The organism is Lysinibacillus capsici, assembly GCF_003367505.1.
Classification (GTDB): domain Bacteria; phylum Bacillota; class Bacilli; order Bacillales_A; family Planococcaceae; genus Lysinibacillus; species Lysinibacillus capsici.
Genome location: NZ_PXXX01000018.1, coordinates 22,815 through 45,950, shown reverse-complemented (window position 1 = coordinate 45,950; position 23,136 = coordinate 22,815). Strand labels below are relative to the sequence as shown.

Annotated in this window: 27 protein-coding genes, 1 riboswitch and 2 other annotated features; of the genes, 22 read left to right on the top strand and 5 right to left on the bottom strand. The window is 36.9% G+C overall.

The genetic code is table 11. The features are described 5' to 3' along the window. Positions 1-146: 146 nt before the first annotated feature. The 4 genes from C7B89_RS15810 to C7B89_RS15795 all read left to right on the top strand — a co-directional run bounded on the left by C7B89_RS15810 (position 147) and on the right by C7B89_RS15795 (position 4,510). Positions 147-1,019 (top strand): vWA domain-containing protein, encoded by an 873-nt coding sequence (locus tag C7B89_RS15810; protein ID WP_048392249.1) that lies wholly within the window; start codon positions 147-149, stop codon positions 1,017-1,019. 77 nt (positions 1,020-1,096) lie between these two features. Beyond that, on the top strand, positions 1,097-2,167 hold the full coding sequence (locus C7B89_RS15805; RefSeq protein ID WP_048392250.1) for a mechanosensitive ion channel family protein: 1,071 nt from the start codon (positions 1,097-1,099) through the stop codon (positions 2,165-2,167). Between the two features lie 39 nt (positions 2,168-2,206). Further along, positions 2,207-2,417 (top strand) — a binding site (T-box leader). 138 nt (positions 2,418-2,555) lie between these two features. After that, positions 2,556-3,941, top strand: a complete 1,386-nt coding sequence (trpE, locus tag C7B89_RS15800; RefSeq protein WP_103118432.1) for an anthranilate synthase component I — start codon at positions 2,556-2,558, stop codon at positions 3,939-3,941. Continuing rightward, complete coding sequence (locus C7B89_RS15795) at positions 3,938-4,510, top strand: anthranilate synthase component II (RefSeq protein ID WP_054549137.1); 573 nt, start codon at positions 3,938-3,940, stop codon at positions 4,508-4,510. Before trpE ends, C7B89_RS15795 begins: the two co-directional genes overlap by 4 nt. Before the next feature lie 46 nt (positions 4,511-4,556). On the opposite strand, the gene C7B89_RS15790 is transcribed toward C7B89_RS15795, so the two are convergent. Together C7B89_RS15790 and C7B89_RS15785 are read right to left on the bottom strand one after the other, a co-directional pair. After that, positions 4,557-5,039, bottom strand: coding sequence for a hypothetical protein (locus tag C7B89_RS15790; RefSeq protein ID WP_115674087.1), 483 nt, complete (start codon positions 5,037-5,039; stop codon positions 4,557-4,559). A gap of 3 nt (positions 5,040-5,042) precedes the next feature. Then, on the bottom strand, positions 5,043-5,495 hold the full coding sequence (locus C7B89_RS15785; RefSeq protein WP_231595624.1) for a hypothetical protein: 453 nt from the start codon (positions 5,493-5,495) through the stop codon (positions 5,043-5,045). 150 nt (positions 5,496-5,645) lie between these two features. Here C7B89_RS15785 and rpmG point away from each other — a divergent pair, with 150 nt between their 5' ends. The 5 genes from rpmG (at position 5,646) to tyrS (ending at position 10,731) form a co-directional block, all read left to right on the top strand. Next, positions 5,646-5,795 (top strand): 50S ribosomal protein L33, encoded by a 150-nt coding sequence (gene rpmG / locus C7B89_RS15780; RefSeq protein WP_008408521.1) that lies wholly within the window; start codon positions 5,646-5,648, stop codon positions 5,793-5,795. Positions 5,796-5,907: 112 nt separating this feature from the next. Then, positions 5,908-6,501, top strand: coding sequence for a 5-formyltetrahydrofolate cyclo-ligase (locus tag C7B89_RS15775; RefSeq protein WP_048392254.1), 594 nt, complete (start codon positions 5,908-5,910; stop codon positions 6,499-6,501). After that, the gene (locus C7B89_RS15770) at positions 6,494-6,703 is read left to right on the top strand and encodes a YqgQ family protein (protein WP_004231021.1); all 210 of its coding nucleotides are present in this window, start codon (positions 6,494-6,496) and stop codon (positions 6,701-6,703) included. Before C7B89_RS15775 ends, C7B89_RS15770 begins: the two co-directional genes overlap by 8 nt. Before the next feature lie 280 nt (positions 6,704-6,983). Beyond that, positions 6,984-8,879, top strand: coding sequence for an LTA synthase family protein (locus C7B89_RS15765; RefSeq protein WP_048392681.1), 1,896 nt, complete (start codon positions 6,984-6,986; stop codon positions 8,877-8,879). Positions 8,880-9,133: 254 nt separating this feature from the next. After that, positions 9,134-9,376: a binding site (T-box leader), on the top strand. 140 nt (positions 9,377-9,516) lie between these two features. Continuing rightward, a complete protein-coding gene (gene tyrS, locus C7B89_RS15760; RefSeq protein ID WP_115674086.1) occupies positions 9,517-10,731 on the top strand; it encodes a tyrosine--tRNA ligase in 1,215 nt (404 codons plus the stop codon). A gap of 54 nt (positions 10,732-10,785) precedes the next feature. Here tyrS and C7B89_RS15755 read toward each other — a convergent pair whose 3' ends face one another. Then, entirely contained in the window at positions 10,786-10,965 is a 180-nt protein-coding gene (locus C7B89_RS15755) for a DUF2759 domain-containing protein (protein ID WP_004231029.1), read from the bottom strand. A gap of 169 nt (positions 10,966-11,134) precedes the next feature. On the opposite strand from C7B89_RS15755, the gene C7B89_RS15750 reads away from it, so the two are divergent. Further along, positions 11,135-11,779 carry an MBL fold metallo-hydrolase gene (locus C7B89_RS15750; protein ID WP_115674085.1) on the top strand — a complete coding sequence of 215 codons (645 nt, stop codon included), beginning with the start codon at positions 11,135-11,137 and terminating at the stop codon, positions 11,777-11,779. Between the two features lie 75 nt (positions 11,780-11,854). Here the strand turns inward: C7B89_RS15750 and C7B89_RS15745 are convergent, their stop codons facing one another. After that, the gene (locus tag C7B89_RS15745; RefSeq protein ID WP_004231035.1) at positions 11,855-12,097 is read right to left on the bottom strand and encodes a DUF2626 family protein; all 243 of its coding nucleotides are present in this window, start codon (positions 12,095-12,097) and stop codon (positions 11,855-11,857) included. 117 nt (positions 12,098-12,214) lie between these two features. Next, the gene (locus tag C7B89_RS15740) at positions 12,215-12,925 is read right to left on the bottom strand and encodes a helix-turn-helix transcriptional regulator (RefSeq protein WP_048392257.1); all 711 of its coding nucleotides are present in this window, start codon (positions 12,923-12,925) and stop codon (positions 12,215-12,217) included. Between the two features lie 327 nt (positions 12,926-13,252). Here C7B89_RS15740 and comGA point away from each other — a divergent pair, with 327 nt between their 5' ends. From comGA to C7B89_RS15680, 12 genes are all read left to right on the top strand, one after another. After that, positions 13,253-14,272, top strand: coding sequence for a competence type IV pilus ATPase ComGA (gene comGA / locus C7B89_RS15735; RefSeq protein WP_112118243.1), 1,020 nt, complete (start codon positions 13,253-13,255; stop codon positions 14,270-14,272). Then, positions 14,247-15,320: a competence type IV pilus assembly protein ComGB gene (gene comGB, locus C7B89_RS15730; RefSeq protein ID WP_115674084.1), complete on the top strand. Its 1,074-nt coding sequence runs from the start codon at positions 14,247-14,249 to the stop codon at positions 15,318-15,320. The genes comGA and comGB overlap by 26 nt, the downstream gene beginning before the upstream one ends. A 10-nt stretch (positions 15,321-15,330) precedes the next feature. After that, on the top strand, positions 15,331-15,669 hold the full coding sequence (gene comGC / locus C7B89_RS15725) for a competence type IV pilus major pilin ComGC (RefSeq protein WP_048392260.1): 339 nt from the start codon (positions 15,331-15,333) through the stop codon (positions 15,667-15,669). Next, positions 15,669-16,106 (top strand): competence type IV pilus minor pilin ComGD, encoded by a 438-nt coding sequence (gene comGD / locus C7B89_RS15720; RefSeq protein WP_048392261.1) that lies wholly within the window; start codon positions 15,669-15,671, stop codon positions 16,104-16,106. Before comGC ends, comGD begins: the two co-directional genes overlap by 1 nt. Then, on the top strand, positions 16,099-16,416 hold the full coding sequence (locus C7B89_RS15715) for a hypothetical protein (RefSeq protein WP_115674083.1): 318 nt from the start codon (positions 16,099-16,101) through the stop codon (positions 16,414-16,416). The genes comGD and C7B89_RS15715 overlap by 8 nt, the downstream gene beginning before the upstream one ends. After that, a complete protein-coding gene (gene comGF / locus C7B89_RS15710) occupies positions 16,409-16,834 on the top strand; it encodes a competence type IV pilus minor pilin ComGF (protein WP_115674082.1) in 426 nt (141 codons plus the stop codon). The genes C7B89_RS15715 and comGF overlap by 8 nt, the downstream gene beginning before the upstream one ends. 16 nt (positions 16,835-16,850) lie before the next feature. After that, positions 16,851-17,012, top strand: a complete 162-nt coding sequence (locus C7B89_RS15705) for a hypothetical protein (protein ID WP_225340350.1) — start codon at positions 16,851-16,853, stop codon at positions 17,010-17,012. A gap of 20 nt (positions 17,013-17,032) precedes the next feature. After that, positions 17,033-17,548, top strand: a complete 516-nt coding sequence (locus tag C7B89_RS15700) for a shikimate kinase (RefSeq protein ID WP_004231053.1) — start codon at positions 17,033-17,035, stop codon at positions 17,546-17,548. A 144-nt stretch (positions 17,549-17,692) separates the two neighbouring features. Then, a riboswitch (glycine riboswitch) is annotated at positions 17,693-17,785 on the top strand. A gap of 248 nt (positions 17,786-18,033) precedes the next feature. Next, positions 18,034-19,137: a glycine cleavage system aminomethyltransferase GcvT gene (gene gcvT, locus C7B89_RS15695; protein WP_054549144.1), complete on the top strand. Its 1,104-nt coding sequence runs from the start codon at positions 18,034-18,036 to the stop codon at positions 19,135-19,137. 25 nt (positions 19,138-19,162) lie between these two features. Then, positions 19,163-20,509, top strand: coding sequence for an aminomethyl-transferring glycine dehydrogenase subunit GcvPA (gcvPA, locus tag C7B89_RS15690; protein WP_115674081.1), 1,347 nt, complete (start codon positions 19,163-19,165; stop codon positions 20,507-20,509). Next, positions 20,502-21,965: an aminomethyl-transferring glycine dehydrogenase subunit GcvPB gene (gene gcvPB, locus C7B89_RS15685; RefSeq protein ID WP_048392265.1), complete on the top strand. Its 1,464-nt coding sequence runs from the start codon at positions 20,502-20,504 to the stop codon at positions 21,963-21,965. The genes gcvPA and gcvPB overlap by 8 nt, the downstream gene beginning before the upstream one ends. A 403-nt stretch (positions 21,966-22,368) precedes the next feature. Beyond that, the gene (locus tag C7B89_RS15680) at positions 22,369-23,136 is read left to right on the top strand and encodes a macro domain-containing protein (protein ID WP_115674080.1); all 768 of its coding nucleotides are present in this window, start codon (positions 22,369-22,371) and stop codon (positions 23,134-23,136) included.

The window sequence follows — 23,136 nt, the reverse complement described above, 5'->3', positions numbered from 1 at the left end:
CATTTGCAGAAAAAAATCTCCTGAAGCAGCAACATTGTCTTTGGCTGTAGCGTCTTTATAGCAAGCGTTTTTGTATTGTCAAAAAATTTTTTTGGTTATACTATAGACATTATCCAAAAAATGTGGTGCTTAGGAGGTGCTGCTACATGAAAGATGCGATTGAATCCCTCATCAAGCAATTTGACAAGCAGTTGACAATAGAACAACTTGACTATTTACGTTTTCTCTATGAAAACCTACATATAGAGGAGTTAAGTGAAGGGGAACAACATTATTTTATCGATTATTTTTTCAAGAGTGAGCCATTACGAAATATGGCAGCATTTGCTCTGGAATTGACGGATATCATGCATGAAATCCAAGAGAATATTCCTGCTATTGAGAAGGCAGAACGCTTAGCAAATGGCAAAGAGCAACGCCAGTATTATGAACGAAAATGGTCAGAGCTTAGACGTCAAAAGCTTAAGCAACAGACAACGAAAAGCGGCAATATTTACTATGTACCCTTTCATGATTATCAACAAGACCCTGGCCCGATGATTATTTGTTTAGAACAAACGACAGGAATGGCCGCTTATTCTGAGATTTGTAAAAGTATGATTTTAGCGTTATTTATGAGTGCACATCGAGAAGGCCGTGATTTATACATTGTACCGTATGATCGGCAAATTCATGTCCACTACCGCTTTGAAAATGGTCATTTAAATTTAGCTGATTTTAAAAGTTTTATCGAATATAAGGCAAAGGGAGAGGCAGCCATTTTACCTGTTTTACAATTTGTGAAAGCATTGCTACAGGAAAATCAATTAGGTACAGAAGCAGATGTCATTATTTTTACAGAAGGAGCACCTATTGATGGGCAGCATCTCGTTGGCAAGCAAGCAAAAATGATGCTAAAGGAAATGAAGCAAAAATATCATGCTGAATTTTCGGTAATTGCCATGCATGAACATAACTTTAATAAACAGCAATTTTGGTTTGCTAGTAAGGCTTTTTTTGCAGATGATGCCATACAATAACAAGAACGGGGCTAACCATTACTGAAGGTCGGCTCCTTTTTGCTGGCGATACATAGGTAGTTATAAAGGAGAAATACATGGATTCATTACATTGGTTATTACCTAAATTTACAGTCCCAACCTGGCTAGATGGCTTAATTGCTGTCATTATTTGTTTAGTCGGGTGGCTTATTCAACGATTCATCATCAAAAAAATTATTCATCGTGTTGTGCTATTTTTAAAAGATCGTCAGCGCAATTTCCAAGCAAATGTACTGGCTCAATTTAGTAAAGCAATTGGCTATGCCTTTATGACGACGGTCATTGTGCTAAGCTTATCTTATTTAATAAAAGTCCCTTTATTTACACATCCATCAACAAAGAATTTTGTATTGTCTATTATGGTGTTTTTTGCTTTTAAAGGGATTTATGATGTTTTGAATTTTTATACGAAACAACCATTTGAATTAACAAGCGAAGAGGATCAAAATGTTTTACTACCGTTTTTTCTACGAATCGGTAAAGTACTTATCATGATTTTTGCTATGTTTACGATTGCTTCCTTTTGGGATTTTAATCTGAATGGCTTTTTAACTGGAATCGGCTTAACGGGTGTGGCGATTGCCTTTGGGATTCGCGATACACTAGCGCATGTATTTGGTGGCATGTCCGTAGCTTTAGATAATCCATTCCAAATAGGAGATTGGATTGCGACAGAGGATCAAAAAATTGAAGGAACGATTGAGGATATCAATTTAAGAAGTACGTTAATTCAAACAGGAGACAAAGGACTTGTGTATGTGCCGAACTCCTATTTAGTGAATCGCCCACTTTATAATTTATCTAAACGAGAAAAACGGAAATGTGAGCAATTTTTATATATCGCTGCTGCTAATAATGAGGAAGACATACGTAGCGCTTTAACGGCCATTCATAAGGAAATTTATTTACATGCTAAAACAGAGAAAGACATGATTCATGTATTTATAGATGAATTTCATCATGATTCGTATCGCGTGCTTGTTCGATTCTTTGTTGCCACAAATGATACCGCTGTTATGCTGGAAGTGCGGCAGGATATTTTATTTGCCATTCGTCAAATAATGGAGGAGCTATCGATTACATTAGCTAGCCATCCTGAAGAAGAAAGTCTGCGAAATAAAAAATAAATTGAATTGTAAGATAGTTTGCTTTACAATATTACCAAGAAATCAGCTTTGATGAAGAGTAGTAGCTAGTACAATTTGTTATAGAGAGCTAGTGGTTGGTGAAAACTAGTACAAATGTTTAGTGAATGGACTTCGGAGCTCTAATCCTGAAAAAAGTACGGATTAGCGGATGCCTACGTTACAAGGCTTAGAGAGGGTTTTCCTATCAGGAGACCAATGAAGGTGGCACCACGGCTTTTCCGTCCTTTTGTGATGGAAAGGCCTTTTTATATTTTTTTCTTTAGACGGCAAATGTTTTAGCTGAATGAAGAGAAAGCCTTTAGCAGATTTCTGCTGCTAAAGATAGATGAGGTGTAGATGAGCAGAGCTTAGAGAAGGAGAGAAGAGTATGACAGTTGAGCTTAGAAAGTATGCTATGAAAGTATTACATGGGGATATGATGACCCCGATCTCTGTGTATCAATCACTGAAAGGGCAGCATAAAATGTTGTTCGAATCCTCAGCGAAACATGAGGAAAGTGGGAGATATTCCTTTATCGCCATCAATCCAGTGGCTGAACTAAAAGGAAACAATGAAGAATTCGTGTTTTCAAAAGGAGCAGAAAATGACAAGGCTAGGGGCAATGTGCTTGATCGATTAAAAGAACTAATACCCTTTCATAAAGAAAGCTATCCTTTTGCTTTCTTTGGAGGAGCTATAGGTTTCTTTGGCTATGAAACAGCATTTTACACAGAAAAAATAGGTGACTATTTACAGGATGATTTAGCTATGCCTGATGTTCATGTTTTTTTCTATGATACATTTATTGTTTTTGATCATCTAACACAGGAAATTACACTAGCTTCGATTGATCTATTTCAGGATGGGCGTTCATTAGAGGAGATGGAAGCTGCTATTACAAGGATGGAGCAACAGCTTTGTGCAGGTACGACCTTTGAGGTATTAAAGGTGGATGAGCTACAGTTTAAGCCTATGATTTCAAAGGAACGATTTGTTGCTTTGGTGGAACGTGCTAAGCAGCATATTTTGAGAGGTGATATTTTCCAAATTGTGTTATCGCAACGTTTTTCTGCGCCATTTACAGGTTCGCCGTTCTCGCTCTATCGTCAATTGCGCACGTCTAACCCGTCACCCTATATGTTTTATATGGATTATGGTGACTATATTATTTTAGGAACATCTCCTGAAAGTCTTGTGAAAGTAAAAAATCGAAAAGTGACAACCAACCCAATAGCAGGTACAAAGCCGCGTGGCACGACAATAGAACAGGATGAAGCCATCGCAAATGCGCTATTAGTGGATAGCAAGGAAATAGCTGAACACCGTATGTTAGTGGATTTAGGTCGCAATGATCTTGGACGTATTGCAAAAGTGGGTTCTGTCAAGCTAACCAAATACATGAAAATTGAGCGCTATAAATATGTGATGCATATGGTATCTGAGGTTATTGCCGAATTGCGAGATGACCTCCATGTACTGGATGTACTTCGTGCTTGTTTACCTGCTGGTACAGTGTCAGGGGCACCAAAAATTCGGGCCATGCAATTGATTAATGAATTAGAACCAGTAAAGCGTGGGGTGTATGCGGGAGCAGTAGGCTATATTTCGACAACTGGTGATATGGACTTGGCCCTCGCGATTCGCACGATGCTCATTAAGGATCAAAAGGCACATGTACAGGCAGGAGCAGGTATTGTTTATGATTCGATTCCATTGTCAGAATATGAAGAAACACTGAATAAGGCACGTGCCCTATTGGAGGTAAAAAAATGATTTTAATCATAGATAACTACGATTCTTTTACCTATAATTTATTTCAGCAAATCAGTATGCTTGGAAAAAGCGTCAAGGTCGTACGGAATGATGTCATTACTATAGAAGAAATTCAAAAACTATCGCCAGAAGCCATCATTTTATCACCAGGGCCAGGAACGCCAAATGAAGCAGGGATAACGATAGAGGTCATCAAGGAACTCTATCAAAAATTCCCTATTTTAGGTATTTGTCTAGGGCACCAATCGATAGGTCAGGCTTTTGGCGCAAATATTGTACAGGCAAAAAATATTATGCATGGAAAGCTGTCCCCATTACAATACGAGCAAACAGGTTTATTTGCCCAATTAGATGGGGATATCGAGGTTATGCGATATCATTCACTTATTATTGAAGAACAAACTTTACACAAGGATTTTAAAATACTCGCCACAGCAGGTGATGACGGAGAGATTATGGCCATTCAACATAAAGAATATCCTCTTTATGGGCTGCAGTTTCATCCTGAATCAATCGGCACAAAAGAAGGCAGTATGATGATGCAAGCCTTTCTAGAAAGTATAGCGTAATAAAAAAGCTGTCGCCTCATATATGAATGGGCGCCAGCTTTTTAAATTATTGTTTCTTGCCTGTAATTAAATTAGCTATTTCTTCTAAAGTCATGGAAGAATTGACCTCATAGGAGCCGATTTGTAAGCTTCTAGCATATTTAGGGTTAGCAAGTAGTAACTCCATTTCAACACTATTGGTAATAATGCCACCGTCTTCAAGTTTTTGGGCCACACTATAGGGTGTGATACCACTATAGATTTGCAGAGACATCGTTGTTACATCTGTATCTGCTTCTTCATCAGCTTGTTTAGATGCATCTGTTGTAGAAGTTTTTTCAGTCGTATGTACTTGCTTTAATTGATCCTTTAACGAGGCAATTTCTTGATTGGCCTTACTTAGTTTGTTTTGTAGTTCTTTTACCTGTTGTTGATTGGAAAATTCCTTAGTAGGAAGACCAATATTTACATCGAAGCGGTTTGCGAGTGCAAGCAATGCCCCAACAAGAAAAATGGCTATACCAAATGCACGAATGGCAGACTTATTCATCAATCAACGCCCCCCGTTTGCAATCACTTGCCGAACTTGCTCTTCTGTTAAATTTGAGCGAATACTAATATCTGCTACAGAAAGACCCTGTTTATTTAATTCAAGTACCTGACTAATAATAATTTGATGAATCGGTTTTGCTGGTGCTGTTGTTTGTCCAACTTTTGAACTCTGTGCAGCCTGTTGAACGGCCTGCATGACTTGGTGCACTTTAGGATCTTGACCTTTTGGAGGGATACTTGATTTTGATTTCACTTGGAACTCAGGCTCTAGTAAAAGTTCTTCCTCCACAATCTTAAGGCGACGTTTTAAATTATTCGTTTCTTGGAAGATGGAGATAGATAATTCTTCGACATCTTGTTCGATTTTTTTCGAGCTATTTTTGAAAAAGAACGAAACGATGATCAGAAAAATGCCGATACTCATTAATACGATGGATAAATCCAATAGTTTCACCTCAATGTAGTATGTAATTATAAGATATTTTACCATATGCAAACTTAATATGAAATGAAGGTAGATTTTTTTTCAGTTTATGTTATAATAGGTTAGTCGTATAAATCATGCTCAAATTTAAATTCTTGATATAGAGTGGGAGGGTTAATGATGCGCGTAAATATTACTTTAGCTTGCACAGATTGCGGCGAACGTAACTACATTTCTAAAAAGAACAAGCGTAACAATCCAGAGCGTCTTGAACTTAAAAAATATTGCTCTCGCGAGAAGAAATACACTCTTCACCGTGAAACTAAGTAATCGCTCATTAAGCCAAAACCACAAGTGGTTTTGGCTTTCTACATTTTATCACATCATTCAATGTAACAATTCCAGGAGGATATGAAGTTTTACGATATAGGAGGTAGCCTAGATGGATAAAACAACTTTACGAAACACGGTACGCCAAGCCCTTGCAACTATGACGGATGAAGACTATCATCGTCAATCATTAGCTGTGTTAAACAAGGTGCTACAGGAACCATATATAATAGAAGCAAATACAATTGGCATGACCATTTCAAATAAGCCAGAAGTCGACACAATTCTTATAATTGAGGAATTATGGAAACTAGGTAAAAAGGTCGCAGTTCCTAAATGTCACCCGAAAACAAGGGAAATGTCATTTTATGCCATTGAATCATTTGCACAGCTTGAAACTGTATATATGCATTTGCGTGAGCCCATTCCAGCAAAAAGTGAGTTTGTTGACGCAAATGAGATGGATATCATTGTTGTACCAGGCGTTGTTTTTGATCCATACGGTTATCGAATCGGCTATGGCGGTGGTTATTATGACCGCTATGTATTAAACTATAATAAGGGTAAGCTGATGTCGCTGCTCTTTGATGAGCAAATCATTGATTGTGTTCCTACTGAAGCACATGATTGCCCAGTAGATATCATTGTGACGCCCACAAAACGTATTGACTGTGTTGCACAACGAGGAGCGAATGAAAATGGATAAAATGCTAGATATTTATGAACTCTTGAAAACATATGGTACCTATATTTATACACGTGATCCTATTGGCGATTTGATGTTGATGGAGGATGAAATACGTGAGCTCTATAAAGCGAATGTACTAGATATAAAAGATTATCAAATGGCTCTACTGCTTATTCGACAAGAAACAACAAGACTTCGTATGGAAGAGCATAAAAAGTAATGTTTGAAATATAATGTAATTGGGTATTGTAAAATTAATGTAACATGTATGTAATATTCTTAAAAACAGTGGGTTTCCGCTGTTTTTATGTTTTTACGAAACTTTTTACAATGCAAAACGTATATATAGATATCTGGTGCATAGAAAGAGCAGGGAGAAAAAATTTTCCCTAAGATATGTGTTGATTATCTGTTAAAAAAGGATTAAGATATATTTTGTTTCCGTAACAAAATGTAAAAAATTATTATTTTTTTGTAAGGAAGTAGGGAGGATGTTAGGAATGAAATCAATAAAGTGGCCTAAACATTCATTTATGATACTAGCAATTATAGCAACTTGGATCAAAACGGTCATTGTTTACCACACAAGCTTTGAAATGAAAATTGAAAATGCAATGCAACAGTTTATTTTATTTATTAATCCATTAAGCTTCTTGCTATTTACGTATGGTTTATCACTATTCTTTAAATCAGCAAAAGCTAGAAATCGTTATTTGATTACGGTCAGCGTTATTTTGTCCATTGTTTTATACGGAAATGTAGCGTTCTATCGATTCTACAATGATTTTATTACGCTACCAGTATTATTCCAAACAAGTAACTTTAGTGACTTAGGAACATCAGTAGCAGCCATTGTTGAGCCTTGGGATGTATTATATTTCGTTGATGTCGTTATCTTAATCTTAGCGAATAAATTTTTACCAAAAATGAAAGATGCATTTAAAGTGAATATTGAATTCCGTCGTGCATTCTTTGTGCTTGCAATAGCAATGACATTCTTAAATTTAGGCTTAGCAGAAACTGAGCGTCCACAATTACTAACACGTAGTTTTGACCGCGAATTATTAGTAAAAAACATTGGTACGTACAATTACCACTTGTATGACATTTATATTCAATCTAAATCATCTGCACAACGTGCGTTAGCCGATGGTAGTGAACTAGTAGAAGTGAACAACTATATACGTTCTAATCAGGCTGCTGTAAATCCAGAGATGTTTGGGAAATATAAAGGTCGTAACCTGATTGTGGTATCGATGGAGTCATTACAAAACTTTGTCATTAATAATGACATGAATGGTCATGAAATTACGCCATTCTTAAACTCTTTAACAAAAGATAAAGATACGTATTATTTCAGTAACTTCTATCACCAAACAGGGTTAGGAAAAACATCTGACTCGGAGTTTATTGTTGAAAACTCACTGTTTGGTTTAGGTCGAGGTGCTGTATTCTTCACGCATGGTGGAAATACGTATAATTCAATGGCTGAACGCCTTGGAGAAAATGGATACTTTACAAATGTCATGCACCCTAATAATAAATCATTCTGGAATCGTGACATGATGTATCAATCGTTAAAAATTAATAAATTCTACGATATAGATTCATATACTGTGGAAGAGGGGCAAGCTGTAAACTGGGGAATGAAAGATGTTCCATTCTTAGAGCAATCAGCTGCTTTAATGAAGGATATGCCTCAGCCATTCTACTCTAGACTTATTACTTTAACGAACCATTATCCATTTACATTGGATCCAGAAGATATTATGATTCCTGAATATGATTCAAATTCAGGTACATTAAATCGTTACTTCCAAACAGTACGTTATATGGATGAGGCTTTAAAAGACTTCTTCCAACAGTTAAAAGATCAAGGTGTCTATGATAATTCTATTATTGTGATGTATGGGGATCACTATGGTATTTCTGAGAACCATAATAAAGCAATGGCACAATATTTAGGAAAAGATCAAATTACACCAATGGATAATGCAATGCTTCAAGAAGTACCTTTATTCATCCACATCCCAGGAGCTGGCGATGGAAAAGAAATGACTGAGATTTCAGGACAAATGGATTTACGTCCAACGATCTTACATCTTCTTGGCGTTGAAACGTCAAAAGATATGCAAATGGGGGCAGATTTATTTTCTCCAGAGCATGAGGACTTTGTAGTCTTCCGTGATGGACGTTTTATTACAGATAAATACGTCTATGCTGGTGAAGCTTGTTATGACAAAGCAACTGGCGAAGAAATAGATGGTGAGCCATGTCAGTCTTATGCTGATCGTGCTACAATGGAGCTAGAAAATTCTGATGCCATCATTAATGGAGACTTACTTCGCTTCTATGACGAAAAAACAGGTAATTTAAAGCAGGATTCAGTTAAATAATCAAAGAGAGATCTCGTATAGGGATCTCTCTTTTTATTGCTGATAAAAAAGAATTAGTCTCAAGCACTATTCATAAAATTTTTTTGTGAATCCTATGCTAAAGAAAACACTTTTCGCAATGTTTTACAACACTATGCAACGTGAATACACTTTATTGAACATTTCTTTTTATTGACAAATAGCAAGATATGATTATAATAAGTGTAAATATCTGCATAACGAAGATTTGTTTTTCGCATTTCGGAGTATAAGAGTGAAAGGCATCGAAAAGAACGAGTAACTTTAATGGAACTGACAGAGAGTAGCCGGTTGTTGAGAGGCGCAAGGGGATATTAAAGTGAATACATCTTGGAGCTGCGTACCGAAACTATAGTAGGCTACGACGGGGTTGCATCCGTAATCATTGCAAAAGTATCGCTATGGCTGTACTTGTTGAGGAGAGCTATGTGAATAGCTCTCGAAAAAAAGGTGGTAACACGTTTATCTACGTCCTTTAGGAATTTCCTAAAGGCGTTTTTTTATGCCTTCTAAGCATAAAGGTGTAAAGCTATTAAAGCCTTGTAAACAAAATCGGTACCCCATTTACTCTTATAGAACTTGCAATATTAATATTTAATATTACAAGGAGATGTTTCGTATGTTTTTAACACCAAAGGAGCAAATAGCGATTATCAAGAAGGGTGCTAACAAGATCGTTGATGAACAGGATTTATTTGAAAAATTAGAGCGATCGTATAAAGAACAGCGACCTTTAACGATTAAGCTAGGGCTCGATCCGTCCGCACCAGATATTCATTTAGGTCATGCGGTTGTTCTACGGAAAATCAAGCAAATGCAAGATTTAGGCCATCATGCAGTTATTGTTATCGGTGATTTTACAGGACGAATTGGCGATCCTACAGGTAAAGCTAAGGGGCGAACAGCCTTAAATGACGATATAGTGAAGAAAAACGCCCAAACTTATTGTGAGCAAATTTTTAAAGTACTAGATCCGAACAAGACAACGGTTCGTTTTAATAGTGAATGGTTAGCGAAGCTGTCCTTTGAAGAAGTCATCAAGCTAGCAGCCACAACATCTGTTGCTCGACTTCTAGAGCGCGAGGATTTTCAGAAACGTTACCAGCAGCACATCCCAATTGGTATACATGAGTTTTTCTACCCACTTATGCAAGCATATGATTCAGTAGAACTTGAGGCAGATATAGAGTTAGGTGGAACGGATCAGACGTTCAATATTTTAATGGGACGCACCTTACAAAAGCATCGAGGATTAGAAAAACAAATTGCTATTTTTATGCCCTTACTAGAGGGGTTAGATGGTATTGAAAAAATGAGTAAGAGTTTAGGTAATTATATTGGCATCAATGAAGCACCTGAGATTATGTTTAAAAAGGTGATGGAAGTACCAGATACTTTAATTATCAAATATTTCGAATTAGCAACAGATGAGCATCCACTACAAGTGCAGGCTATTCAAGATAGACTACAAAAGGGAGAGAATCCCCGCGATTTGAAATTCCTATTAGCAGAAATTATAACGGCTTTATACCATGGATCTACAGCAGTGGAGGAAGCAAGAGTTTATTTTGAAGCAGCATTTCAAAAAAAGGAAATACCGAAAAACATTCCTATACTGCTCTTAGAAATTGATAAGGAAAGAATCGTGGATATCATTCCACAACTAGTGGCAATGGGTTTTATTCAAAGTAAGAGTGAGTTTTTGAGGGTAATCAAGCAAAAAGGAGTATCCTTGAATGGAGAAAAAATGGCGATGGATGACATATCACAAGTATTAATGAATAATGATGTTCTACAAATCGGCAAGAAGCGGTTTCTTCAATTCAATAAGTAATAATAGACAAAAAAGAGCAATCTCCGAAGAGACTGCTCTTTTTCTGTCTGAATTTTAGTGTAATTTTGGTGGGTAACCGCTGTGAACAATCGTCATGATGACGAACCATCCGAATACAGCAGCACTTAATAAGTTGAAAACAACGCTTAATAGGTTCTTTTCTTTAATTGCTTGGAATGTACCAAATACAGCTAAAATCGCTACTAGACCAAAAATAACCATTAATAAGTTCATTAAAAATAGACACTCCTTTCGACATCAGAAAATGAATGTCGCAAACAATATTCCTCCTTAATTGTAAACGTTCTACTTGTTTTTGTCGAGGACTAAAATACTGTAAACTATGAACATTTATCGTCAAATTGTGGCAAAGCCTGTATAATAAGAAGTTGAGGTGATAACTATGATGAACGTACGAAGTTATTCTCTTGGTCCCGTCCAAACGAATTGCTATATCGTATCGAATAAAGAAAAAGAATGTATCGTATTTGATCCAGGTGAAGAGGCGGAGCGTCTAATTAAAACAATCCGTAGCAACGGCTTAAAACCTCTTGCTATCTTTTTAACACATGCCCATTTTGATCATATAGGGGCAGTAGATGCAGTGCGTGAGGTATTTGACGTTCCTGTATGGATTCATGAAAAGGAAGTTAGTTGGCTAGAAGATCCAACGAAGAATGGCTCTAGTAAATATCCTGCATTACCAGATTATAGGGTAGCTGCACCAGCGCAAGATACAATTATCAAAAAAGAACAGCAAATTGAAATGAGTAATTTTGTGTTTCAAGCTGTTTTTACACCTGGGCATTCACCGGGGAGTATTTCTTATATCTTTGAAAATGACGGTTTTGCCATCGTGGGAGATACGTTATTTGAACAAGGTGTAGGACGTACAGATCTATTAGGTGGATCAACCAAAATTTTATTGGAATCTATCCATAATAAACTGTTGACATTACCTGAGGATACTATTATCTATCCTGGACACGGTAATTATACAACGGTAGGCGCAGAAATGGAGACAAATCCTTTTTTAAATGGATTTTAAAACATGGATAATAAACTGTTTTAGCACATAAAAAAGCGTATCTCACCGAAAGTGAGATACGCGATTTTGTTTGTATTAATGACCGCCACCAGGTACGTGAATGAATGTTGTATAGTACGTGAAGCCAGCGAAGAATACAGTTAAATATGCTCCGAAAATGTACATGTACATACGTTCTGAAAGGTTTAAGAAGCCTAATAATAAGAATAAACCTGTATTACCTAAGAATAATAGCGATACCTCGTTCATACCTCCAAGGTAGAACATAACGGCAAAAATACCTGTCCAGAATGCCATAACTTTATACATATTATCCATGAAATTTCCCCTCCTTTTGCCCACGACACAATAATCTCTTACTCATTATAAATGATAGGAAAGGTGTCTGTAAACTGGAACTTCTCCATGTTTGTGACAAACAAATGGATTTTTAATTTAGCTATCGATTTCTGTCACGTTTATTTCATATTTACATAAATCGCAATTATGTATCATACTTTCCATTTGCACAAATTCATTGTTCGTAAACAATGCATCTAATTGCCCTTTTAAATAGGATTCATGTAATGAACAAACAATTTCAGAATAGGCTGTCAGTTGCTCCTGGAATGGACAATTGAAGATGGAGAAGATAACTTTTTTTCCTTGCTCAGTTTGTTGAATCTGTGGAATATAGCCAATTAAAGCGGCATTGTCCGTTAATAGCTGAAGTTTTTCATCGAAGGAAAGAGAATTACTTAATGTCAATTCAGCACTCATATAATTTTTCATTTGCTGATAGCCGTCTTGGTAGCTAATTTCCTGGCACTTTGTTAATGCAGATGGACCAAAGTCTTCAATTAATTGTATCGTCCATTTTAATAAACGATCTTCATCACGTCTTGGAAAAGTAAGAGATACGCCTTTTTCTGAAGCTTTATAAACACGTCCGGGTCTGCCACCTTTACCTGTTTTTACATAGTCAGCTGTAATAATATTTATTTCTGAAAGCTTCGTTAAATGAAGTCGAGCAACGTTTGGATGGATACCGAATTTATCAGCAATATGTTGTACAGTAACTGTTTTTTTCTCTTGCAATATGTACTCATAAATAGAGTATCTTGTTTCATCCGCTAGTGTACTAGTAATTTTTAATGGATGGATCATGAGCTTCACCTCTTTAATTAATTATAAAAATTATGTTCGTCTACCAAGTGTTAGGAAAATAATCATGTTGATACTATTATATTGTATTATTGAAAAAGATACAGTTCATTTCGGCATAAATATTAATTTTTTCATGTATTTATATTCTTTTTTAGTGGAAAATTGCACTTTATCCACATTTTTATAGCAAAAAACATTATTGGTAGAAAATTAACTTATAAATTTTTATTTTCTGAAAAGGGCTTTTCTCGTGGCGAGTTCCTCCTTATACTAGGAAATAACGAATAGAGCGGTCATATTCGAATGAACTAAAAGAGAGGTGCATACATGCAGAATTTTGAAACAGTTGTCGAACAAAAATGTGAGCAACTTTTACTAAAGGCCTATCATTTTGGAGCATCCGATTTATTGCTAGTTCCAGGAAACATAAAATATCGGATCTATTTTCGAAAATATGATAAACTTCTCCACGCTGGTGAGCTACCTCATGAACTTGCAGAAAGAATGATCTCTTACTATAAATTTCTTGCAGAATTAGATATTAGTGAGCGTCGTAAACCTCAAAGCGGTGCCTTTCAAAAGGCAATGGAGCAAAATTCTTATTCGTTTCGTGTATCCACACTGCCTTCTGTATTTTTAAAAGAAAGCTTAATTATTCGTTTACTTCTCCAAAATCATGCATTTCCACTAACTTCCCTAAGCTTTTCCAAAAGCGCAGCTTACCAACTCATGGAGCTGGTACAAAACCGACAAGGTCTTCTGTTTTTTACGGGAGCAACCGGCTCTGGCAAGTCTACTTCACTCTATTCCCTCATCCACTACTGTTCCACAGAATTGAATCGACATGTGATTTCTTTAGAAGATCCTGTAGAAAACAGCCAAGCCAATTTACTTCAAATTCAAGTCAACGAGCGAGCAGGCGTTACATATGCTGCAGGATTAAAAGCCATTTTGCGCCATTCACCTGATGTCATTATGATTGGTGAAATTCGCGATAGAGAAACAGCAAATATTGCCATCCAAGCCTCTCTAACAGGGCATTTAGTTGTCTCCACTATTCATGCAAAAGACTCCATTAATTGTCTCTATCGTTTAATGGATTTAGGTGTGTCGATAGAGGAGCTTCGTCAAACGGTTATCGGTATAGTTGCCCAAATGCTTGTTCAAACCTCAGCTATACATGAAGAACGTCGAGCTATCTTTGAGATATTACATGATGACCATCTATCAAGAGCCATCACCGCCATCAAAGATAAGGGCAATTACAAACTTCCTTATGATTTAACATTAATGGGACAAAAAGAATTAGTGGAGAGCCTATATGCAGTTACAAACATACATCGATAAAATTGTTCTTTTTTATAATCGGGCTACGAAATGGCGGGTAAAGGAGCAAGCTCAGCTTTTCAATCGTTTATGTGTATTAATGCAGGAAGGATATTTATTTCCCCAAGCTATTTCCATGCTACTACCTCATCATATTGAAGCACATGAGGACATACAGCAGCAAATTGATGAAAAGCTCAGACAAGGAGTAGGCGTTGCAGGGATATTTGAAACATTACAGCTAGGGAATCATTATTTAATGGCAATTAAGGTGGCGGAAAACAATGGCCACATGATAGAAGCATTTAAAGGTGTAGGTAAACAGATAACAGTAAGTGAAAAGACTAAAAAAAAGTTAATCAAGCTGCTGATCTATCCTGTCACACTGATTATCTTTTTATTGTTATTACTTTTTGTGTTTCGTACATTTTTTTTGCCGAACATTGAAAGAATGGTCGGCAGTCGTACCTCTGAAACAGAAGAGACAAGCATTGCATTGTCCAATCTGTTATTGCATGTTCCAGATGTAGTTATCTCGACCATGTTCATAGTAATAGGTAGCATATTCCTTTTTCGATTCTATCTTAAACGACAAGCTGTTGCTCATCAACTTACAGTCTTATTAAAAATCCCCTTTATACAACGCTATTTTAGGTTGACTTTGACAAGGCAATTTGCTGCTTATTTAGGAAGCTTACTACAAAGTGGATTTTCATTACAAGCAAGCCTACAGCTATTAGAGGAACAGCAACTACAACCATTTCTTCAAGTTCTTTCACAGCGTATAAAAGATAGAGTCATCTTTGGAGAATCACTCACACAGGCGGTAACGATCATGGCCGTTTTTCAAAAGGATTTTCCGATGTTCGTTGAGCATGGCGAGCACAGCGGATATTTAGGAAAAGAGTTAGTATTGTATAGCGATTTATTAATGGAAAAGCAGGAACAGCTTTTGCAAAAAATATTAGCTTTTGTGCAGCCAAGTTTCTTTATCCTTATAGCTGCTTGTATAATAGCGGCTTATATCAGTTTATTATTACCCATCTATCACATGATTGAATTAGTTTAGGAGGAAGATGATGAAACGTCTTAACCAACAAGCTGGTTTTACTTTAATTGAGATGCTTATAGTTTTGTTAATTATATCTATTCTTATTTTAATTACAATCCCAAATGTTACAAAGCATTTCGCCACAATAGATAAGAAAGGCTGTACGGCTTATATAAGCATGGTACAAGGTCAAGTAGAGGCGTATCGTGTAGATTATATGGCTTATCCTACCTTAGAGGATTTAGTGGCAAAGGGCTATTTAAAGGAAAATGAAACAACCTGCCCAAATAAAGAAGAAATAGTGATTACTAATGAGGGAGAGGTACGTCCAGCCAATGTCAACTTGGAAACAGGTACGGATAGCTAATGAATGTTCATAAAAACGGTGGTTTTACAATTCTTGAAATGCTGGTTGTCTTATTTCTTGTTATGAGTTTAACAGCGATTGTTAGTAAATTCTCATTGAAAATAGCAGAAACCAAGGAATTAGAACGATTTTTTACGCAATTACAACTGGATATTCAATATATTCAAACCTATAGTATGAGCCAACGACAATATATAGCCCTGAAAATGGAAGGTTCAACAAATCGTTATACTATTCAAAAAGATATTTATACTCATTTATATGAACGCTCTTTTCCAAAGGGGGTTGAATTTTTGCCAGCTGAGAGTTCAATTCAAACACTTGTCTATAACTATAGCGGCAATGTGATGACAGCAGGCACCATGGCATTTAAAACACCACAGGGCAAGAAAAAAGTAATCATAACATTAGGGCGAGGGAGAGCTAGGATTGAATGAGTCAGGCTATTCTTTTGTAGAAACTATTTTAGGTGTGGGTATTTTGATGCTGCTTTGTACCTCGTTAATCCCCATTACCTATACGATGAAAACAAATCTTGCTAATAAAAAAATGGAGCTAATTGCAGCTGAAACAGCATACGAAGGTTTAAAACAGTACCATGCGATTCAAGTAACAGAGGGCTCTCGGACCATTGAACAGGTTGCTTATCATTGGATAGTTGACGAACAACAAGTTTGTGTCCAATTTCAAAATTTACAGGAGCCACGCCAAAAATGTATCCAAGTGACAGGTGAAGTGCATGAATGAAAAAGGCTATACATTAATAGAAGCTATGTTTCAATTAGTCGTTTTTGTGCTTATTTCTCATTTTTTTGTTCTTATAATACTTTGGTTTGCTGAAATGAAATCAACTATGCTAATAGATGAACAAACAAAGTGGGAACTATTTGTTTCTGACTTGAACCTCTCTCTAAAAGATATTTCCACCTTTTCCATTCGTGAAGATCAAAAAAGAATAACTTTCCAAACAGCTAATACGCTCCATCATATTGATTGCTACTCGAATATTATTCGTGAGCAGGTAAAGGGTGGACATGTTCCTATGCTAATAGGAATCAATAAATGTCAATTTAGCTATTCCGAAAATAAGCTGACGGTAGCTGTTGAAATGGCTAGTGGTATTCAAAAGGAGCGAGCCTTTTATGTGCCAATTATTGAAAAATGACAGAGGGGCTATTTTTTTGATCGCAATTGCATTATTATTTTTTGTAACTACTTTTGTTCTTGCGTATTATATGTCTTATGAAATGCAGTATCGAACATATGATGGGCTAGAAAAATTGAATGTTCGAGCTACGATAAATTTATTGGGACAAATTTTGTCAGACAGTGTAGAATCGTAGTTATAAGAAGGTGAATCGAATTGCGAAAAATATATTTAGTTGGTTTTATGGGTAGTGGAAAAAGTGCATTAGGAAGACGTTTAAGCTATTTATTGAAGATGCCATATTACGATATGGATCATGAGATTGTACGTCAGCAGGGGATGACAATTCCACAGATTTTTGAAAAATACGGTGAGGCCCACTTTCGAGAAATAGAAACAGAATTTTTGAAAAATTTTAGGGACGAGGCCTGTATTATTTCGACTGGTGGTGGCGTTGCCATCAATGCTGAAAATCGAAAAATTATGAGACGCAGTGGACTGGTGTTTTTTTTAGATGCGTCGTTTGAGGATATTTATAAACGAGTTCAGCATGATCCAAATAGACCCATTGTACAGAGCTCTACAAAGGAGGAGCTAGAAAGTCTGTATCACTACAGAAGGAAGTTTTACCGTGATGCAGGTCATATTCAGGTACTGACAGAAGGTAGGACGATTCGCCAAATTCTAGAGTATTTAGTATTTCAAGTGAAAAGATTGAAAAACGAACGATAAGTAGCTTATTTTTATTTAATGTTCGTGTTTTATTATCTTTTAAAAAATGATTGCCTTTCCAATGCATTTAATGTTAGGATATAGACAAATAAGTAACTAAATGTTCATTGAATACTAAATAGTACCAAGATTTATCTTGGGCGGATGATTGTGCGGGGAGAGAGCGTGTAGACGTCACCGAAGGAGCAAGTAGCAATGGGCTATGAATCTCTCAGGTAAAAGGACTCGTACAAGACGCAACTCTGGAGAGAGCTGTAGTATAACAATAACAGCCACCAAAGGGGAAAGCCGACTGATTGGCAACGGTAAAGCTTGCGAGCCAGTCTGGTGTAACTTTCAGGTGCAAGGACAGAGAATCCCGAAAAGGGGTTCGTCTGTCTTTTTTTATGTCTATAGCCCGTTTTACTTAAGTGACTGTAGGAATACAAAAAGCAGACGAACTACTACCAGTAAAAATGTAACTAACAATAAGGGGGCAAAAAAGAATGTCGAATGAATTAAAACGTACACCTCTATTTGAAGAATACGCGAAATATGGTGCAAAAACAGTTGACTTCGGTGGATGGGAATTACCTGTTCAATTCTCTTCTATTAAAGAAGAACATGATGCAGTACGTAATCGTGCAGGCTTATTTGATGTATCACATATGGGAGAGATTTTAGTAACAGGTCCCGATGCATTAGGTTTTTTACAAAATCTTTTATCAAATGATGTATCAAAAATTGTTGACGGTCAAGCGCAGTACACGGCAATGTGCTACGAAGATGGTGGCGTTGTTGATGATTTATTAACATATAAATTAGCTGACAATCACTATTTATTATGTGTCAATGCAGCTAACATTGAAAAAGACTATGATTGGATGATGGAAAATCAACATCAATATGATGTGACGATTGATAACCAATCGGATGCCTACGCACAAATTGCTCTTCAAGGACCACTAGCAGAAGAAGTTCTTCAATCCCTTACTTCGACTGATGTAAGTGCCATTAAATTTTTCCGCTTCCAAGAGAATGTGGAGGTTGCAGGACATAAAGTATTAGTGTCTCGCAGTGGCTACACAGGTGAAGATGGCTTTGAATTATATGGCGCTCCAGAAGACATCAAAGCGCTTTGGGGTAAAATTTTAGAGGCAGGTCAAGAAAAAGGTGTGGTTCCAGCTGGACTAGGATGTCGTGATACACTTCGTTTTGAAGCGGGGCTACCACTATATGGTCAAGAGCTATCAGCAACAATTTCTCCTCTAGAGGCTGGTATTGGTTTCGCTGTGAAATTAAATAAAGAAGGCTTCATTGGTCATGAAGCATTAGTAGCTCAAAAGGAAAATGGTCTACCACGCAAACTTGTAGGCATTGAAATGATTGATAAAGGCATTCCACGCCATGGCTACAAAGTGTTTAAGGATGGTCAAGAAATCGGTGAAGTGACAACTGGTACACAGCTTCCTTCATCAAAACGTAATGTTGGTCACGCATTAATTGACAGTCAATTCGCAACAATCGGAACTGAGCTAGAAATTGAAATTCGCGGTAAACACTTAAAGGTAATAACAGTAGAAACACCGTTTTACAAGCGTTCAAAATAATAGTTGAAAAGAGGGACCTACATTTATGAAACATCGTTATTTACCTATGACGGAGCAAGATCAAAAAGAAATGTTAGACGTAATCGGTGTATCCTCAGTCGATGAGTTATTTGAGGATATTCCTGAGAAAGTCCGTTTTAAAGGCCTTTATGATATTAAAGAAGCAAAATCAGAATCTGCGTTATTAAAAGAGTTAACGGCACTTGCTGCTAAAAATAAGGACACAAATGCCAACGTATCATTTTTAGGTGCAGGTGTGTATAACCACTATAAACCAGTGATCGTAGACCATGTTATTTCTCGTTCAGAATTCTATACAGCTTATACACCATATCAGCCAGAGATTTCACAAGGTGAGCTACAAGCCATCTTTGAATTCCAAACGATGATTGCTGAGCTAACGGGGATGGATCTTGCTAACTCTTCTATGTATGACGGTGGTACAGCATTGGCAGAAGCGGGTATGTTGGCAGCTGGTCATACGCGTCGCAAGAAAATTTTAGTGTCAGAAGCAGTGCACCCAGAATATCGCGATGTTGTTGCTACATATGCATATGGTCAATCCATTGATATCGTGACTATCCCGCAAAAAGATGGTGTGACAGATGTGGATGCATTAAAAGAGTTAATCGATGACAACACAGCAGCTGTTATTGCACAATATCCAAACTTCTTTGGACAAGTGGAAGATATCCAAGTGATCGGGGATATTGCACATGCTGCAAAAAGCTTACTCGTTGTATCTTCTAACCCATTGGCATTAGGAATTTTAACGCCTCCTGGCAAGCTTGGTGCTGATATTTGTGTAGGTGATGCGCAAGTATTTGGTATTTCTGAAGCCTTCGGGGGCCCACACTGTGGTTTCTTTGCAGTGACAACAAAATTGATGCGTAAGGTTCCAGGACGTCTTGTTGGTGAAACAGTGGATGGTGAAGGCCGTCGTGGATACGTATTAACACTACAAGCACGTGAACAACATATCCGTCGTGATAAAGCAACTTCCAATATTTGCTCGAACCAAGCACTACTTGCACTTGCAGCTTCTGTAGCGATGACAGCTCTAGGAAAACAAGGAATTCGTGAAATGGCTACTCAAAATATCGAGAAAACACGTTATGCAAAAAATGCCTTTGAAGCAGCAGGTTTTACAGTAGCATTCCAAGGTGCACACTTCAATGAAATCGTTGTGAAAACGAATAAATGTGTGAAGGAAATCAATAAAGGCTTAATCGAAAAGGGTATTATCGGTGGCTATCCTTTAGGTCAAAATTATGACTCTCTTAAAAATCATGTGCTAATCGCAGTAACTGAATTACGCACGAAAGAAGAAATTGATGCACTTGTTGCAGAAATGGGGGCTCTTAATGCATAACGAAAATCAATCACTCATTTTTGAAATTTCAAAAGAAGGTCGCGTTGGCTATAGTTTAGAAGCACTAGATGTGCCTGAGGTAGACCTAGCAGATTTATTACCTGCAAACTTAGTACGTTCAGAGGCAGCAGAACTACCTGAAGTGTCTGAGCTTGATATTATGCGTCATTATACAGCACTTTCTCGTAGAAACCATGGAGTAGACTCTGGCTTCTATCCCCTTGGCTCTTGTACGATGAAATATAATCCGAAAATTAACGAAACAGTTGCACGTCTTTCGGGCTTTGCAAATGTTCACCCATTACAGGATGAATCAACAGCACAAGGGGCAATGGAGCTTCTTTATGATCTTCAAACTTCTTTGGTGGAAATTACTGGGATGGATGAAGTTACATTACAACCAGCAGCAGGTGCTCATGGTGAATGGACAGCGTTAATGATGATTCGTGCCTTCCATGAAGCAAATGGTGAAGGTCACCGTAACAAGGTAATCGTTCCTGATTCAGCTCACGGTACAAACCCAGCATCTGCGACAGTAGCAGGCTTTGAAACAATCACTGTTAAATCAGATGAAAATGGCTTAGTTGATATCGAAGACCTTCGCAAAGTAGTAGGTTCTGATACAGCAGCTCTAATGTTAACGAATCCGAATACACTAGGGTTGTTTGAAGAAAACATTATCGAAATGGCAGAGCTAATTCACTCTGTAGGCGGTAAAGTGTACTATGATGGTGCGAACCTCAATGCTGTAATGAGTAAAGCACGTCCTGGCGATATGGGCTTTGACTGTGTGCATTTAAATCTACACAAAACATTTACAGGCCCACATGGTGGCGGTGGTCCAGGTTCTGGTCCAGTAGGTGTAAAAGCAGATTTAATTCCATTCCTACCAAAACCAGTATTAGTAAGAACTGAAGAAGGCACATACCACTTTGACTACGATCGTCCACAATCAATCGGACGCGTAAAACCTTACTATGGTAACTTTGGTATCAATGTTCGTGCTTATACGTACATTCGTACAATGGGTCCTGATGGTCTAAAAGCTGTTACAGAATATGCTGTATTAAACGCCAACTACATGATGCGTCGCTTAGAGCCATTCTACGATCTACCATATAACCGTCACTGTAAACATGAATTTGTCTTATCAGGTCGTCGTCAGAAGAAACTAGGCGTTCGTACATTAGACATCGCAAAACGTCTGTTAGACTTTGGCTACCATCCACCAACAACATACTTCCCATTAAATGTGGAAGAGGCGTTGATGATCGAGCCAACTGAAACAGAATCTAAAGAAACGTTAGATGCATTCTGTGATGTAATGATTCAAATTGCGAAAGAAGCAGAAGAAAATCCATCAATCGTTCAAGAAGCACCTCATACAACAGTCGTATCTCGTCTAGACGAAACTCGTGCTGCTCGTACACCAGTGCTTCGTTATCAAAAAGCATAGTCTACAAAACCGTTCACGTTTATGTGAGCGGTTTTTTTGCATCTTAAATTACAGGCTAAACGAATCTTCAATTGATTATGAAAATCTGAGTATCTTACAAGAGAAGTGTCAAGTAATGCAAAATTAAAAGTTGATGGAAGTTTCGTTGATAAGTATATAAGATTGGTGTTAAAAGACTCTGATCTTGATTTATTTCCATTAAACGATTTAAACTGGGAAGATACCTGTTTTGTTCAGAAAAATTTAAATCTGTGAAAAATTCCATCTTAAAGGGATTCAATTTAAGGACTTAGAGTTAGTGCCTAACTATCTACAATCGAAAGTATAATTAATAAAATCTTTGCACCTTATTAAGCACAAAAATATGATAGGGTTAGGTTGGTTCTATTAAGGGGGTAAAGTGATGGAAGAAGATATCAATTTTGGTAATAGTCTATTATACTATAAATGTGATAATATTGAATTTTTAAAAGGTTATGGTCAATTATATACAGAATTTGATGATGGCGTTGCAACTAGGCAGATCAATATAATAAAAAACGATATGTACTGTTCTTCATCATTGCACGATTGGAACGAAGATATTGGATTTTTATTGTATGACGGACATATCGATAGTTTAGATGTAAGCGATAGTGTACCTATTACAAGATTAGATTTTGAGAACAAATGGCAGGAGGGAATTGTAGCTAACAAATCTCCAATAAACTACTTAAAGGGCGATGCATCTCTTCCTTTAGAAGAACATACACTCATTATTCATGTAGTCAATATTTTAGGAAAATGGGGAAAAGGCTTTGTTTTATCTTTATCAAAGCAATTCCCTATTGCTAAAAATGATTATGTAAAATGGTCGAAGGATAAAGAAACTTTTGGGTTAGGAGAGGTTCAGTTTGTATGTGTAGACCAGCAGAAAGCTACTTTTGTTGCCAATATGCTTGCACAGCATGGTGTGAGGAAAAATGATAAAGATCGTACAGCCTATATTGATTATAATGTGCTTCGTTTATGTTTAAGAAAAGTTGCGAGGTTTGCCTTAAAAAATAGATTATCGATACAGATGCCTAAAATTGGTTCAGGTTTAGCTGGAGGAGATTGGAGAGAGATCGAAAAAATAATAAATGAGGAATTGATTTATTATAAAATTAAATGTACTGTTTTTGAATTGTGA